The sequence below is a fragment of the Rhizobium sp. R339 genome, from assembly GCF_002211395.1.
GTDB lineage: Bacteria > Pseudomonadota > Alphaproteobacteria > Rhizobiales > Rhizobiaceae > Rhizobium.
This window is the reverse complement of sequence record NZ_LOKV01000002.1, coordinates 125595-140753: the sequence shown is the minus strand read 5'-3', so window position 1 is coordinate 140753 and position 15159 is coordinate 125595. Positions and strand designations below refer to the sequence as shown.

The 15159-nt window shown below is 63.0% G+C and carries 11 protein-coding genes; 1 reads left to right on the top strand and 10 read right to left on the bottom strand.

Annotation, left to right across the window (positions count from 1 at the left end; translation table 11 throughout):
- Positions 1-25: 25 nt before the first annotated feature.
- Positions 26-2173, bottom strand: a complete 2148-nt coding sequence (locus ATY76_RS06185) for a VWA domain-containing protein (RefSeq protein WP_088673898.1) — start codon at positions 2171-2173, stop codon at positions 26-28.
- The gene (locus tag ATY76_RS06180) at positions 2170-2694 is read right to left on the bottom strand and encodes an RNA polymerase sigma factor (protein WP_088673897.1); all 525 of its coding nucleotides are present in this window, start codon (positions 2692-2694) and stop codon (positions 2170-2172) included. Before ATY76_RS06180 ends, ATY76_RS06185 begins: the two co-directional genes overlap by 4 nt.
- Before the next feature lie 257 nt (positions 2695-2951).
- Between ATY76_RS06180 and ATY76_RS06175 the strand changes: the two genes are divergently transcribed.
- Positions 2952-3863 (top strand): alpha/beta hydrolase, encoded by a 912-nt coding sequence (locus ATY76_RS06175; RefSeq protein WP_088673896.1) that lies wholly within the window; start codon positions 2952-2954, stop codon positions 3861-3863.
- Positions 3864-3866: 3 nt separating this feature from the next.
- On the opposite strand, the gene ATY76_RS06170 is transcribed toward ATY76_RS06175, so the two are convergent.
- From ATY76_RS06170 to ATY76_RS06135, 8 genes are all read right to left on the bottom strand, one after another.
- Positions 3867-5870, bottom strand: coding sequence for a CocE/NonD family hydrolase (locus ATY76_RS06170; protein WP_088673998.1), 2004 nt, complete (start codon positions 5868-5870; stop codon positions 3867-3869).
- 11 nt (positions 5871-5881) lie between these two features.
- On the bottom strand, positions 5882-7513 hold the full coding sequence (locus ATY76_RS06165) for an ABC transporter ATP-binding protein (RefSeq protein ID WP_088673895.1): 1632 nt from the start codon (positions 7511-7513) through the stop codon (positions 5882-5884).
- Positions 7506-8333, bottom strand: coding sequence for an ABC transporter permease (locus ATY76_RS06160; RefSeq protein WP_088673894.1), 828 nt, complete (start codon positions 8331-8333; stop codon positions 7506-7508). Before ATY76_RS06160 ends, ATY76_RS06165 begins: the two co-directional genes overlap by 8 nt.
- Entirely contained in the window at positions 8330-9337 is a 1008-nt protein-coding gene (locus ATY76_RS06155; RefSeq protein ID WP_088673893.1) for an ABC transporter permease, read from the bottom strand. The genes ATY76_RS06160 and ATY76_RS06155 overlap by 4 nt, the downstream gene beginning before the upstream one ends.
- A 95-nt stretch (positions 9338-9432) precedes the next feature.
- Entirely contained in the window at positions 9433-11022 is a 1590-nt protein-coding gene (locus ATY76_RS06150) for an ABC transporter substrate-binding protein (RefSeq protein ID WP_088673892.1), read from the bottom strand.
- 118 nt (positions 11023-11140) lie between these two features.
- Positions 11141-11923 (bottom strand): carnitinyl-CoA dehydratase, encoded by a 783-nt coding sequence (locus ATY76_RS06145; protein ID WP_088673891.1) that lies wholly within the window; start codon positions 11921-11923, stop codon positions 11141-11143.
- Positions 11924-11930: 7 nt separating this feature from the next.
- The gene (locus ATY76_RS06140) at positions 11931-13985 is read right to left on the bottom strand and encodes an acetate--CoA ligase family protein (protein ID WP_088673890.1); all 2055 of its coding nucleotides are present in this window, start codon (positions 13983-13985) and stop codon (positions 11931-11933) included.
- Positions 13986-13989: 4 nt separating this feature from the next.
- Positions 13990-15150 carry an acyl-CoA dehydrogenase family protein gene (locus ATY76_RS06135; protein ID WP_088673889.1) on the bottom strand — a complete coding sequence of 387 codons (1161 nt, stop codon included), beginning with the start codon at positions 15148-15150 and terminating at the stop codon, positions 13990-13992.
- Positions 15151-15159: the final 9 nt, after the last annotated feature.

Sequence of the window (15159 nt, the reverse complement as noted above, 5' to 3'; positions counted from 1 at the left end):
GCCCCTGCTTGCGATACGTCTCAGCTCATCGCTGGCTGAGGCCATCGGCCAGCCTGACGAGGCCGAGGAAGTCCGATCTGTAACCGAAAGGATCGGCCCCGCGCGATGCTGCGGCGAGATCGGCGATTGCCTGATAGGAATAGGCATCGAGGGCGGGAACGCGGCTCAATTTCTGGCCGAAAGCGGCGACGGCGACCGAGAAGCGGACGTCCTGCGGCGCGGCATCGACGCTGGCGACCGTGTTGGCGTCGCCGACGGGCGTGGTGATGAGGGCGCTCTTGTCTTCGCCCGGCCGCTTATAGCGCATCTTGACGAAGGCAAGCTCGCCCTGATGCGCGCTATCGGACGTCTCGGCCGGCGCCTTGCTGGCCGCGCCGTAACGCAGGTCGTCATTCATGACCGCGGGGCTTCCCTTTGGCGTGATCTCATAGATTGCCGTGACGCTGTGGCCGGAACCGATATCGCCGGCATCGACACGGTCATTGTTGAAATCCTCACGCTTGAGGGCGCGCGTCTCATAGCCGATCAGCCGGTATTCGGCGATCCGCTGCGGATTGAACTCGACCTGGAACTTGACGTCCTTGGCGATCGGAAACAGCGTCGATCCGGCTTCTTCGACCAGTGTCTTCTGCGCCTCCGCCAGTGTGTCGATATAGGCAGCGCTGCCATTGCCGTTCTGCGCCAGCGTCTGCATCAGGGAATCGTTGAGATTGCCCCGCCCGAAGCCGAGAACGGTCAGGAAGATGCCGCCTTCGCGTTTCTCCTCGATGATGCGCTTCAGATCCTCGTCGCTCGACGGGCCGACATTGAAGTCGCCGTCCGTCGCCAGCATCACCCGGTTGACACCGTCCTTGACGAAAGCCCGTCTGGCGAGATCGTAAGCCGCCTCGATGCCTTCGGCGCCGCCGGTCGAGCCGCCGGCCTCCAGCCTGTCGATCGCCGACAACATCTTCGATTTCTCCGCCACGCGTGTCGGCTCCAACACCGTACCGGCATTGCCGGCATAGGTGACGATCGAGACGGTGTCGTCGGGCTTCAGCCTGTTGACCAACAGACGGAAAGCGCTCTTCAGCAACGGCAGCTTGTCCGGCTCGTCCATCGAACCGGAGACGTCGATCAGGAAGACCAGATTGGCGTGCGGCGCTGTCGCCGGCGCGATGTCATAGCCTTTGATCGCCACATGCATCAGCTCCGTGTCACGGTTCCACGGTGTCGGCATCACGGTCACGGTCGCCTTGAAGGGCTGATCGGCGTTCTCGGGACGCGGCCAGTCATAGGGAAAATAGTTGATCATCTCCTCGACGCGAACCGATTGCGGATCGGGCATCGCACCGCCGGTCAGCGACCTACGGACGAAGGAATACGAGGCGCTGTCGACATCGGCGGAAAAGGTCGAAACCGGATCGGTGGCAACGCTCTTGATCGGATTTGCCGCGGCATTGGCGAATCGCTCACGAGCGGGATCGAGCTGAATCTGGATACGGCTTTCCATCGGCGCCGGTGGCGGCGAAGGGGCGATAGCGGCCATCGGTTCGGCCAACTGCTGCTGGGGGGCGGCACCTGAGACAACAGGCGCAGAGCGTTTGGCGCCTTCGAGCGCCGTGCCGGAACCACCTGGCTTATTTATGAGGCCAGCGATGTCGTCAGAATTAAAATCAGATATCCGCGTCCCATGGGGTTTCGCGGCCGCCTTCTCCTCCTTGTCCTGTAAAGATTGCGCGCTGACAGCAGCGGGCTGGTCGGCAATTCCGTCGGTTTCAGGGGCTTCCGGCCGAAGCTGAGGCACAACCGTGATGGGTTGCAGCTGGCGCGCCGACTCGTCGATTCGTATTGGCGCGTCATTCTTCGAAAGGTTGCCGGCAATCCCGGTCTGATCGACGATCGGCAATCCGCGGCGGGTCAGCTCGATCGAGAGATAACTGGCGGCAGGAATGACGAGCAGTGTCGCGAGGGCTGAACCGGCGAGGAATTTCTTGTTCACAGCAGGGCTCCATATCCAGTTGATGATGGAGCTTGGACGCCAGCCCTGCGCATTTCCTTGGGCTGTGGCTGCATTATTTCCCGCGTCGTCGAAAGCCTGCATCGCAGCGGCAAGTGCACGCGCACGAGCCTCCGGATCGGCTGCGGGCGGTGTGGTGCGGGAGAGTTTTTCCAGTTCCTTGTCCACGGTCATACCTCTTCCTTGCCGAGCATGGCCTTCAGCCTTTTGCGCGCTTCATGGACCTGCCAGGATACGGTCGTTTCCGAGCAGCCCATGACATCGGCGGCGGCGGAGTGGCTGAGGCCTTCGCCATAGACGAGCAGCACGGCGTCGCATTGCCTTTCCGGCAGAGCGCGCACAGCCGCCCATAATTCGCTCGACATCTCGTCATCGTTTCCGCTCGGCGGATCCTGCTGCGGTTCGGCGGCATAAGCGCGGAATGTCTGCTCCTCCCGCGCAAGCTTGCGCCTATGGTCGCGGGCGGCATTGAGCGTCAGCGTGTAGAGCCACGTCCTGAAGCGGCTGGCGCCGCGAAAGCCGCGAATGGCGGCACCGAGCTTGACGCAGACCTCCTGGGCGATGTCATCCGCATCGGTGGAACTGCCCGACCACCGCCACGCCGTCGCATGGACGAAATCATAATGGCGCGAGACCAGTTGACCAAAGGCCTCCCGGTCACCGCGCTGCGCCCGTTCTATGAGCTCCGCATCCAATGCGCACCTACCCCCAAGCTATCCAGCAAGATGCTATTTCGGGATTGAGACGTTTCTCCGATGGCGTTCCTTGGGTCGACAGCAAAAAAATTTTTGTTCGAACACCGGCAATATCTCCGGCGCGGCTTAAAAATAATGAAGCATCACGACATCCACGAGTCGCGGCCAGACAGATTGCCTCCGTCCCGAAGGCGCATGATACGGGCAGAGTCGGCCAAGGGCATGGATCTGCATGTCCCAAATCGAAAGGACCTTCCATGTCCGCTCCATCGCCTGCCCCTACCGAAAAAGGCATCCTGCAGTTTCTCGAAATTTGCGATAGCTTTTATCCCACTCATGCCGTCGAAGCCTCCGTCGAGCAGCAGCGAAACTGGTACGACGCCCTCTGCGCGCGCTTCGATCGCCCGCTGCCTCCTGACATGGTCTTCGCCGATGGCATGGTCCAGCGCATCCCGATCAGGCGCTATCGTCCAAGGAAAATCAGCACACGCACGATTCTTCTCTATCTTCACGGCGGCGGCTTCGTCTTCGGTTCGCTTGAGAGCCATCACGCCATCTGCGCCGAGATCGCCGATGCTGCCGGCGCGGAACTCGTTTCGGTCGATTACCGGCTGGCCCCCGAATATCGCTGGCCGGCGCAGACGGATGACGGTTTCGCCGTGCTGAAGCATCTGCTTGCCGCCAACAACAAGGTCGTCCTGATCGGCGACAGCGCCGGCGGTAATTTGGCGGCGGGTCTTGTCCTGCGGGCACGCGAAGAGGAACTGTCCGGACTTGTCGGCCAGGTCCTGATCTACCCCACACTTGGAGGGAAGCTGGATGCGGGCTCCTATGTCGAGATGGCCGACGCTCCCGGACTGACGACGGCGGATGTCACCTATTACCGCGAGATCCTGCAGGCGCCGGCGGATAATCCGATCGCCGAACCGCTCACCGCATCATCGCTTGCCGGGCTTCCGCCGGCCTTCATCACGGTCGCGCACTTCGATCCGCTCCGCGACGACGGCCGGCATTATGCCGCCCGGCTCGCGGAAGCGGGCGTCGAAGTAGGGTTCCGGGAAGAGCCGCAAATGGTGCATGCCTGGCTGCGCGCCCGCCATTTGAGCGATGGCGCGCGCGACGGCTTTCGTGCTGTCTGCGAGGCCGTCAGGCATTTCGCGATGCTTTGACGATCACATCAGGTCGCGCGGGATCCGCTTTTCCGAACAGACCTTTTCGAAGATCTGCACGTCATCCTCGAAAGCCGTGACGACTGCGCCGATGATCCAGTCGGTCGCCGTGCAGGCAATCCGTGCGGTGGCGACGGTGCGGACGAACCAGCCGGGACGGCGCATATCGCAGGTCCAGGTCGACGTACCCATCATCGACAGCGGATCATCCGGCGAAATCGACCAGATTTCTTCTCGCAACTGCCGGGTCGAAAGGCCAGTCTCGGGGTGCTCGTAGAGCCCGGTATCCTCGTGGATGCGATACTCCGTCCGGTTGGTGGAGAGGTCGCGGACGACCTGCCGCTTCGTCGTGGCGGGCGCGTGCTCGATGTATTTCGGCAGCGGATCGGGATTGGCGGGCTCCGCGATTTCGATCCTCTCGTGTTCACCCAGCATCGGCAGACCCAGGCCGAGCGAGGCGATATCGATCTCTACCCCTTCATCCTCAGGCGGCGGCAGGATCATCGGCCAATAGGCGGTGGAAAGCGAAAGGCGGATGCGGTGGCCCTTGCCGAAACGGTAGCCGCAGGCGTCGAGGACGAGACGGATCGACACCTTCTCGCCTGGCACCAGCGGCTCAGGGTCGGCATTGCCGTCGCGGTGGGTGAGATTGACGACGCCGAAGGCGACGCGCATTGCCGTGCCGTCGGGATGGACGTCGATCAGCCGGGCGCAGAGATTGCCGCCTGTTGTCCGGGAGCGCAGCCCAAGTGTCAGCACGGGCCGGCCGAGATAGTCCTGGTCTCCGGCAAGCGGCATCGTATCGAAGACCAGCGAACCGGCGTCGTCACCGCGCTGATCGATCGCCATTTCGGCGTCGGGCTTCAAAGTGAAATATTCGCCCGAAGCCGTGCCGGTATCGAGGGGAGACCTGAGATAGACGGAATGCTCCGGCGCATGCGGGATCGGCATGCCTTCCGTCAGCTTGCCGAACTGCTCGACGTAAAAGCACTGCATCCGCGGCGGCGACCAGACGTTTCTGGCGACCCAGAAACCCGGATCGCTGTCGCGCCGCGGGGCGGGGCGGATGGCATCGAGAATATAGGCGCGGGTCTGCGGCAGTCTGTCGATGCCATTGTCCTCGCCCCGCAGCCATTTGTTCCACCAGGCGATCGCCTCGCCATGGAAATCGACGCGCGGTTTCGGCCAGGCGAAGTGCGGATATTTGTGCACCCAGGGACCGATCAGCGCCTTCGCCTTTTCCCCCAGGCCCTCGACCGCCATCAGCGGCGTGTTGCGGTAGCCATCCGCCCAACCGGCAATGACAAGTGCCGGAATCTCGACGCTGGAAAAATCCTGCGAGATCGAGCCGTGACGCCAGAACTCGTCGCGCCGCTGGTGCGCCAGCCATTCCTCCATGAAAAAAGGTTCGCCTGCCAGGCGTTCCAGCCACATCTCCTTCCAGTCTTCACCGACAAGCGCCGGATCGGGCGGGCGTGACTGATAGCCGAGCATGGTCGCCGCCCATGAGAGCTGGGCGGAGAGATGGCAGCCGTTCTTGTAGTGGATATCGTCGTTGTAGCGGTCGACGGTCGAGGCGATCGAGATGACTGCCTTCAGCGCCGGCGGACGCAATGCGGCGACCTGCAAGCTATTGAAACCGCCCCAGGAGATGCCCATCATCCCGACCGCGCCGTTCGACCAGGGCCGCGCGGCGATCCAGGCAATCAGCTCGCAGGCGTCGGCAAGCTCGCGCTCGGTATATTCGCCGTCGATGACACCTTCGGATTCGCCGGATCCGCGAATATCGACGCGCACGCCGGCAATGCCAGCGGCGGCGAAGACCGGATAGGTCGACTCGTCCCTAAGGCTGGTTCCGTCCCGCTTGCGATAGGGCAGAAATTCGAAGACGGCGGGAACGGGATCTTCAACCGCCCCATCCGGCATCCAGATGCGGGCGGCAAGCCTTGTCCCATCCTTCAGCGTGATCCATTCGTTCTCGATGGTGGTGAAGCCGCGCGAAGCCATGTTCATTCCTTTCAGTGACCGGCGCTTTCCATGCGCCGCGTGGCGAGCACGCGTTCCAGCCAGCCGATCTCCATCTCCGGCACGGATTTCAAAAGCAGATCCGTGTAGTCGTCGAAGGGCGGCGACAGCGCCTTCGATTTCGGGCCGAAGCGCACCAGCCTGCCGCGATGCATCACCGCCACGCTGTCGGCAATCGCCCGGACGATCGCGATGTCATGGGTGATGAAGATATAGGAAAGCTGCTCTTCCTCCTGCAGTCGCAGGAGCAATTTCAGAATGCCTTCCGCCACCAAGGGATCGAGCGCCGACGTCGGCTCGTCGCAGAGGATGAGTTCGGGCTTGGCGGCAAGAGCTCTGGCGATCGCCACGCGCTGCTTCTGGCCGCCGGACAATTCCGCCGGGTAGCGATCGATGAAGCCGTTGCCCATCTCGATCTGGTCGAGCAGTTCCTTCACCCTGGCGGTCTTCTCGGCACCCCTCAGCCCATAATAGAAGGTCAATGGCCGGCCGATGATGTCACGCACCGTCTGCCGCGGGTTCATCGCCGTGTCGGCCATCTGGTAGATCAGCTGGATGCGCCTCAGATCGTCGTTCGGCCGGTTCTTCAGATCGGGCACCAGCGGCTTGCCGTCGAAGACGATGCGGCCGCTCCTCGGCGGCAGGAGGCCGGTAATGGCGCGCGCCAGGCTCGATTTTCCGGAACCGGATTCGCCGACGACGGCAAGCGTCTGGCCCTTCGGCACATGCAGCGAGACATCGTGCAGCACCTTGAAGCCGTTGGAATATTCGGCGCCGACATTCTCCACCTTGAGAAGCGCCGAGGACTGATCGGCGGCTTCGTCGCGATAGGCCTGCCTGACATTGACCAGCGCCCGGGTGTAATCCTCCCGGGGCGCCTCGATGATTTGCTGGACACTGCCATATTCCACCTGGCGGCCATGACGCAGAACCATGATGTCGTCCGAGATCTGGGCGACGACGGCGAGGTCGTGGGTGATGTAGAGCGCGGCGGTGTGCGTCTCCTCGATCGCATGCTTGATCGCCGCCAGTACGTCGATCTGCGTGGTGACGTCGAGCGCCGTGGTCGGCTCGTCGAAAACGATGAGCTCGGGGTTGGAGCAGAGCGCCATTGCCGTCATGGCACGCTGCAACTGGCCGCCGGAGACCTGATGGGCAAAGCGCTCGCCGAAGGTTTCCGGATTGGGCAGGCCGAGGACGCGGAACAGATAGAGCGCCCGTTTGCGCGCCTCGTCCTTGCTCATCAATCCATGCTTGACCGATGCCTCGATCACCTGATCGCCGAGCCGGTGTGCCGGATTGAAGGCGGCTGCGGCCGACTGCGCGACGTAGCAGACCCGCGCACCGCGAATTTTCCTCACACCGTTCTTGCCGAGCGTCAGGATATCGGCGCCGTCGAGCCGCACTTCGCCGCCGGTGATTTCGGCGCCACCACGGCCATAGGCCAGCGCCGAAAGGCCGATCGTCGATTTGCCGGCGCCCGATTCCCCGATCAGACCGAGGACCTTGCCCTTCTGGAGGTCGAAGGAGACGCCATCGACGATGGTCACGCGTTTCGGCGGCTCGCCTGGCGGATAGCTGGTCGCCTCGATCTTCAGATTGCGGACGGAAAGAAGCTCAGGCATCGCCGCGCCCTCCCTTGAGGCTGGATGTGCGTTTCAGGAGCCAGTCGACGACGAGGTTGACGCAAATGGCCAGCGTCGCAATCGCGGTGCCCGGCACCAGGGCTGCGGAGATGCCGAAGATGATGCCGTCCTTGTTGTCCTTGACCATGCCGCCCCAATCGGCGGCCGGCGGCTGGATGCCGAGGCCGAGAAAGGAGAGGGTGGAGAGAAAGAGGATCGAGAAGGCGAAGCGCAAGCCGAATTCGGCCAGCAGCGGCGACAGCGTGTTCGGCAGGATCTCGCGGAAGATGATCCAGAGCTTGCCTTCGCCGCGCAGCTTCGCCGCCTCAACGAATTCCATCACCGCCACATCGAGCGCCACGGCGCGGCCGAGACGATAGACGCGGGTGGAATCCAGGATCGCCATGACGAGGATCAGGACGATCATATTCTGCGGCAGGACCGCGAGCACCACGAGCGCGAAGATCAGCGTCGGGATCGACATCATCAGATCGTTGAAGCGCGAAAAGACCGTATCGACGATGCCGCGCGAGACGGCGGCCGTGAAGCTCAGGATGACCCCGAGCGAGAAGGAGATGATGGTGGCGGCGGAGGCGACGAGCAGCGTCGTGCGCGCACCGAAAATCAGCCGTGAGAGGATATCGCGGCCGAGATTGTCGAGGCCGAAGACATATTTATCGTCAGGCAGTTGCCAGACGTCGCCGACGACCTGGGTCTCGCCGTAAGGCGCGATCCAGGGCGCGAAGATCGCGAAGATGAAGGCGATGGCGATGCCTGTTATGCCGATCCAGGCAGTGATGGGGATGTCTCTTGCTCTCATCTCGGATGCCTTAGCCGGGGATTGGCGACGATCGCGAGGATATCGGCCATCATGTTGAGGAAGATGTAGACCGCCGCGAAGATCAGGCCGCAAGCCTGCACGACGGGCATGTCGCGCACGGTGACCGCATCGACCATATATTGCCCCATGCCGGGGTAGACGAAGACCACTTCGACGACCACGACGCCGACAACGAGATAGGCGAGGTTCAGGGCGACGACATTGATGATTGGTGCGAGCGCATTCGGAGCGGCGTGCTTGACGATCGAACGGAAGGCGCTGAGGCCCTTCAGCTCCGCCGTCTCCATATAGGCCGACGACATGACGGAAAGGATCGCGGCCCGCGTCATGCGCATCATGTGCGCGAGCACGACGAGCACCAGGGTCGCCGTCGGCAGCGCGATCGCCTTCAATCGCTCGACGAAGCCCATGCTGTCATAGACGGTCGCCGGAAAGGTCGCCATGCCGAACTTCACCGCGAAAAACAGGATCAGCAGGTAGCCGATGAAGAATTCCGGCAAGGAGATTGCCGCCAGCGAAATCACGTTGATGATCTTGTCAGGCATGCGGTTGCGGAAGTGCACCGAGACCATGCCGAGACCGATGGCGAGCGGCACTGAAATCAACGCCGCGAAACCCGCCAGGAAAAGCGAATTGCCGAGACGCTTGCCGATCTGTTCGCTGACCGAATTCTTGCTAGCCCAAGAGGTGCCGAAATCCCCCTGGACGGCATTTCCGAGCCATTCGATGTAGCGCGTCGTCACCGGGCGATCGAGCCCGAGATCCTGGCGAATATTGGCGACCGCCTGCGGCGTCGCCGACTGGCCGAGATAGGTGGTGGCGAAATCACCGGGCAGGGCTTCCAGGCCGCCGAAGATCAGGATGGAAACGGCAAAAAGCAAAACGATGCTGAGCACGAAGCGCTCGAGGATAAGGGCAAGCAGCGGGAAACGCTGCCGGAACCGGAGGCCGGGCAGGATATTGCTTGGGGCAGGATTGGTCATGGCGAAGGCCTAGCGCTGAAACGTCGGGAGGACCGCGGGTTTCATCCCACGGTCCCGGCTTCGTTGGAGGTCGGAAGGGCGTGTGCCCTTTGCCGCTAGGTGTCCAGCCAGACGCGGGTTGCGACGTAGCCGTTCGACATGTCGTTGCCGATGTCGTGGACGTAACCCTTCACCTGCTTGGTGGAGGCGTTCACGAAGTCGTTGAACATCGGCAGGATCACGCCGCCCTCGTCGCGCACCATCATCGCCATGGCGCGGTACATGTCCTTGCGCTTGGCTTCGTCAAGTTCGGAGCGGGCCTGCAGCAGCAGCTTGTCGAAGTCGGGGCGCTTGAACTTGGTGTCGTTCCAGTCCGCCGTCGAGAGATAGGCGGTGGAATACATCTGGTCCTGCGTCGGCCGGCCGCCCCAATAGGAGGTCGAGAAGGGCTGGACGTTCCAGACATTGGTCCAGTAGCCGTCGCCCGGTTCGCGCTTGACCTCGATTTCGATGCCGGCCTTCTTGCAGCTTTCCTGATAGAGCACGGCCGCATCGACACCGCCGGGGAAGGCGACTTCCGAGGTGCGCAGCAGCACCGAGCCGCTATGGCCCGACTTCTTGTAGTGAAACGCGGCCTTGTCGGGATCGTACACGCGCTGCTCGATGCCCTCGGGGAAGAGCGCATAGGTGCTGTTGATCGGAAAATCATTGCCGACCTTGCCGTAGCCACCGAGGATCTTCTGCACCATGGTCTCCCGGTCCATGGCGTATTTCAGGGCGAGCCGCAGGTCGTTGTTGTCGAACGGTGCCTTGTCGCAATGCATGATGAAGACGTAGTGGCCGCGGCCGGCGGTCGAGAGGATCTCAACATTGGGGGCGCGTTTCAAGAGGTTGACCGTCTTCGGGTCGACGCGGTTGATATAGTGCACCTGGCCGGACGACAGCGCCGCGATGCGGGCGGTTGCGTCGTTCATGCCGATGATCTCGATCGAATCGACATAGCCGCGGTCGGTACGCCAGTCCTCCTTGTTTTTTTCGAAAGTGGCGCGAACGCCGGGTTCGAAGCTCGTGAGCTTGTAAGGGCCGGTGCCGATCGAGGCGAGGGGATCGTCGACGCCGCCATTCGGCTGGATGACCAGATGGTAGTCCGACAGCAGCAGCGGCATGTCGGCATTGCCTTCGCTGAGCGTCAGGACGAGGTTGCCGCCGTCGGCCTTGATCTCCTTGATCGAGCCGAGAACGCCGAGCGCGCCGGATTCGGACTTCGCATCCGTATGGCGCTTCAGCGTCGCAACCACGTCGTCGATCGTCAGTTCCTTGCCGTCGTGGAACTTGACGCCCTTGCGGATCTTGAAGGTCCAGGTCACCGCGTCTTTCGAGGGCTCCCAGGATTCGGCGAGCGCCGGCACGGCCGCACCCGTCAGCGGGTCGGATTCGACGAGCATGTCGCCCCAGCAGCGGCCGACGCAGAACATGAATTGGGACAGGAATTTCGCCGGGTCCTTGGAATCGGTGGCAGCACCGCCTTCGAGGCCGAGCTTGAGGTGGCCGCCGCGCTTCGGTTCGGCGGCTTCGGCGCTTTCGGTGAAGAGCTTGTCGGCGACGGCAAGCGTGATGCCGGCCGCCATGGCGCGTCCCATGAATTCGCGGCGGCTGAGCCCGCCTGCGGTGACGCGGCTTGCGAGATATTTCGTGTAGTCGTTCATTCCCCAGTTCCTTCTTTGTGGTGCGTTGACAGAACTTCCGGGCAGGATCGCAGGCGGTTTCCTCTCCGCCTCCGGTGCCCGCATCATGCGGGAAAATGCTGCGGTTGCCGCCGCCTCGTTACTTTCCTTTCCAAATGGGGTTTCGCTTCTCGGCGAAGGCGCGGGCGCCTTCCAATTGGTCTTCGCTCGAATAGAGCTTGTCGACCGTCGCAAACTGCCGCTTGGTGATCTTGTTCATGGCAGTCTGGAACGTCGAACCCTCCGCTTCGCGTACGATTTCCTTGATGGCCGCATAGACGAGCGGCGGCCCGCTTTCGAGCATCCGGGCAAGCTCCCAGGCTCTTTCCATGAGCCGCTCAGCCGGCAACACCTCATTGACGAAGCCCCAGCGATGCGCCTCGTGCACGTCGAGCCAGCGTCCGGTCAAAAGCATGTCCATGGCGATGTGATAGGGAATGCGCTTCGGCAGCTTGATCGACGCTGCATCGGCGACCGTGCCCGAGCGGATTTCCGGCAGGGCGAAAGTCGCATGTTCGGCAGCGAGGATCAGGTCGGCCGAAAGCGCGATCTCCAGCCCGCCGCCGCAACAGATGCCGTTGACGGCACATATGACCGGCTTGTTGAGGTCGCGCAGTTCCTGCAATCCGCCGAAGCCGCCCACGCCGTAATCGCCGTCGACCGCATCGCCTGACGCAGCCGCCTTCAGGTCCCACCCGGCGCAGAAGAACTTTTCGCCCCCACCCGTCACAATGGCGACGCGCAACTCGGGATCGTCGCGAAAATCGCGGAAGATCAATCCCATGACACGGCTGGTCGCAAGGTCGATGGCATTCGCCTTCGGCCGGTCGATGACGACTTCCAGAACGCCGCCGTCACGTCGTGTGCGAATAGGATCGCTCAAACCTACGCTACCTCCTTCGCCGTATGAGAGCATCAACTGCGGCCACACCGCGCCCTTCGGGAAGAACCATCAAGGGATTAAGGTCCAGTTCCTCCAGGCGCACCGCATTCGTTACGACATATTCTGCCGTAGCTGCGACAGCATCGACGGCAGCTTGGAGATCGCCCCTCGGCCGGCCGCGATAGCCATTGATCAATTTCGCAATCTTGAGACGCGAAATCGCCGCATGAATCTCGGCTTTCGTCGCCGGAAGCGGCAGGATGACGGAATCCTCAAGCAATTCCACGAAAACTCCACCCGCTCCCAATGTCAGCGACAATCCGAAGACGGGATCGCGGGTAGCGCCGACGATGAGCTCTGCGACCGAGGGATCGACCATCTTCTCGACGAGATAACCGGCATCGCAGGCCATGGCCGCCGCCGCATCCGATACGGCCTCGGCATTCCTGAGATTGAGCACGACAGCCCCTGCCTCGGTCTTGTGGGCTATGCCGAGGCCCTTGAGAACGACCGGGAAGCCGAGCCGTTCGGCCTGCTCGGCGGCTTCGCGAGAAGAAAAGGCCTGCAGCCCTCGGGGAACGGGAAGGCCGCAGGCAGAAAGCTCCATCTTTGCATCAGCTTCGGTCAGTGTTTCGATCTCGCCCTCCATAGGCCGCACATCGAGCAGCGGCGCAGGCGGCGGGCGATCCCAGGCCCGACCGATGCCGGCGGCGACTTCCGCTGCGGTGACCGCTTCATCGATGCCTGAGAAGGCGATGATACCGTTTGCCATCAGACGATCGGCGACTGGCTCCGGCATATTCTCGGGAAGGGTCGCGAGAACGCCGGCCAATGCGCCGGTCGCGGCAGCCGCGGCGATGACCGCGTCCACCGTTGTCGTCCACTCGGATGCATCGCATCGGTCGCCGCGAGGGAAGTCCAGCACCACCAGATTGAGCGCGCAGCCGCCCTCGAACATGGCGCTGAAGGCTTCCGTCTGGCGCGCGGCGTCACCCCAGACGAAGGTGTGGTAGTCGAGCGGATTGGACAGCGCCACCATCTCGCCCAGCACCTGCCGCAGACGCGGCAATTGCTGCGGCTGCAAGGCCGGGAATTCCACTTTGCGGCCGACGGCGGCGTCCGCCATCAGTGAAGCCTCACCGCCGGAGCAGCTCATGGACGAGATCGAATGGCTTGCGAGCGGACCGGCGATATGCAGGAGCTTCAGGGTTTCGAGCAGCGCCGGCAGGGTCTGGGCCCGGCCGATGCCGAGGCGGGCAAGCACGGCATCGGCCACCGCATCGCTGCCGGCAAGCGAGGCGGTATGTGACACCGCCGCATGTCTTGCCTGCTCTGATCGGCCGACCTTCAGCACGACAACGGGCTTCCGTGAACGCCGAGCAATGGCGGCAAGACGTTCGAGCGCGGCAAGATCGCCAAACCCTTCGACGTGGAGGCCGACCGCCGTCACACGCGGATCCTCCATCAGCGCGCAGGCGACATCGGCAAGCGATGTCTGCGCCTGGTTGCCTGCCGTCACCATATAGGCGATCGGCAGCCCACGGGTCTGCATAGTCAGGTTGATGGCGATATTGGAGGACTGTGTGAGGATCGCGACACCGCGTTCGATCCGCTTCATGCCGTGCTGGTCAGGCCAGAGAAGCGCGCCATCGAGGCCGTTGATCAGCCCGTAGCAGTTCGGCCCGAGGATCGGCATGCCGCCGGCCGCTTCCACAAGTGCCTGCTGCAGCTCGGCGCCGTCGGCAAGTTCCGCCGTCGCCTCGCTGAAGCCCGATGCATAACAGACCGCCCCGCCGGCGCCGGCGCGCGAAAGGCCGTGTACGATGTCGATGGTCAGCGTTCTGTTGACGCCGACAAAGGCAGCGTCCGGCGCGGCGGGCAGATCGGAAAGGGAGCGGTAGCAGGGCCGCCCGAGCACTTCATCGAGTTTGGGATGGACTGGCCAGATCTCGCCCGAAAAGCCCATCCGGTCGCATTGCTCGATCACCCGGCGCGCCTCACGACCGCCGAAAACGGCGATCGTTTGCGGTCTGAGCAGGCGGTCGAGCGGGCTGGATGTCATCGGCTCATGCTCCCAAAGGCCGGAGCAGGTCGCGGCTGATGATATGCCGCTGGATTTCCGAGGTGCCGTCCCAGATGCGCTCGACGCGCGCATCGCGCCAGAAGCGGGCAAGCGGCAGGTCGTCCATCAGGCCCATGCCGCCGTAGATCTGGATCGCCTCATCCGTCACGCGCGCCAGCATTTCGGAGGCATAGAGCTTCGCCGAGGCAATCTGCCGGTCGGCCGAGAGACCGGTATGGATCCGCCAGGCGGCTGCAAGCGTCAGCCACTCGGCCGCGTCGATCTCGGTGATCATATCGGCAAGTTTGAACGACACGCCCTGATTGGCGCCGATCGGCCTGCCGAACTGCCTGCGCTCGGCGGCATAGGGCAAGGCCATCTCGAAGACGCGCCGCGCCCGGCCGACGCAGGTGGCGGCAACCGTCAGCCGCGTGCCGTAGAGCCATTGATTGGCGATATCGAATCCACGATGCACCTCGCCCAGCACCTGGGCTTCAGGAATCCGGCAATCGGTAAAGCTCAGGGTGCAGTTGTGATAGCCGCGATGCGAGACGGAATCATAGCCCTTCAAGATCTCGAATCCCGGCGTGCCGCGATCGACAAGAAAGGCGGTAATCTTCTTCTTGATGCCTTTCGGCGTTTCCTCCTCGCCGGTGGCGGCAAAGACGATGACGAAGTCAGCGACATCGGCATGCGAGATGAAATGCTTCGTGCCGTTCAGCACGAAGTCGCCGCCGTCGCGGCGGGCAGCACACTTCATGCCGCGCATGTCGGAGCCGGCGTCCGGCTCGGTAATGGCGAGCGCATCGATCTTCTCGCCGCGTACCGCCGGCAGCAAATAGCGCTCGCGCTGCTCGCCCTCGCAGGCCATCAGGATGCCGGAGGGCCGGCCAAAGAAAACCGTCAAGCCCAGCGAGCCGCGCCCAAGCTCCCGCTCGACCAGCGTGAAGGTGACGTGGTCGAGGCCGGCGCCGCCGACCTCCTCCGGGAAATTGCAGGCGTAGAAGCCGAGATCGATGCATTTGCGCTGGATCTCGCGCCCGAGTTCCGGCGGAACGATGCCGATCCGCTCGACCTCGTTCTCATGCGGATAGATTTCGGTCTCGACAAAGGCGCGAACCGTCTTGACGATCATTTCCTGTTCTTCGCTGAGACCAAAATCCATGCCGATCCT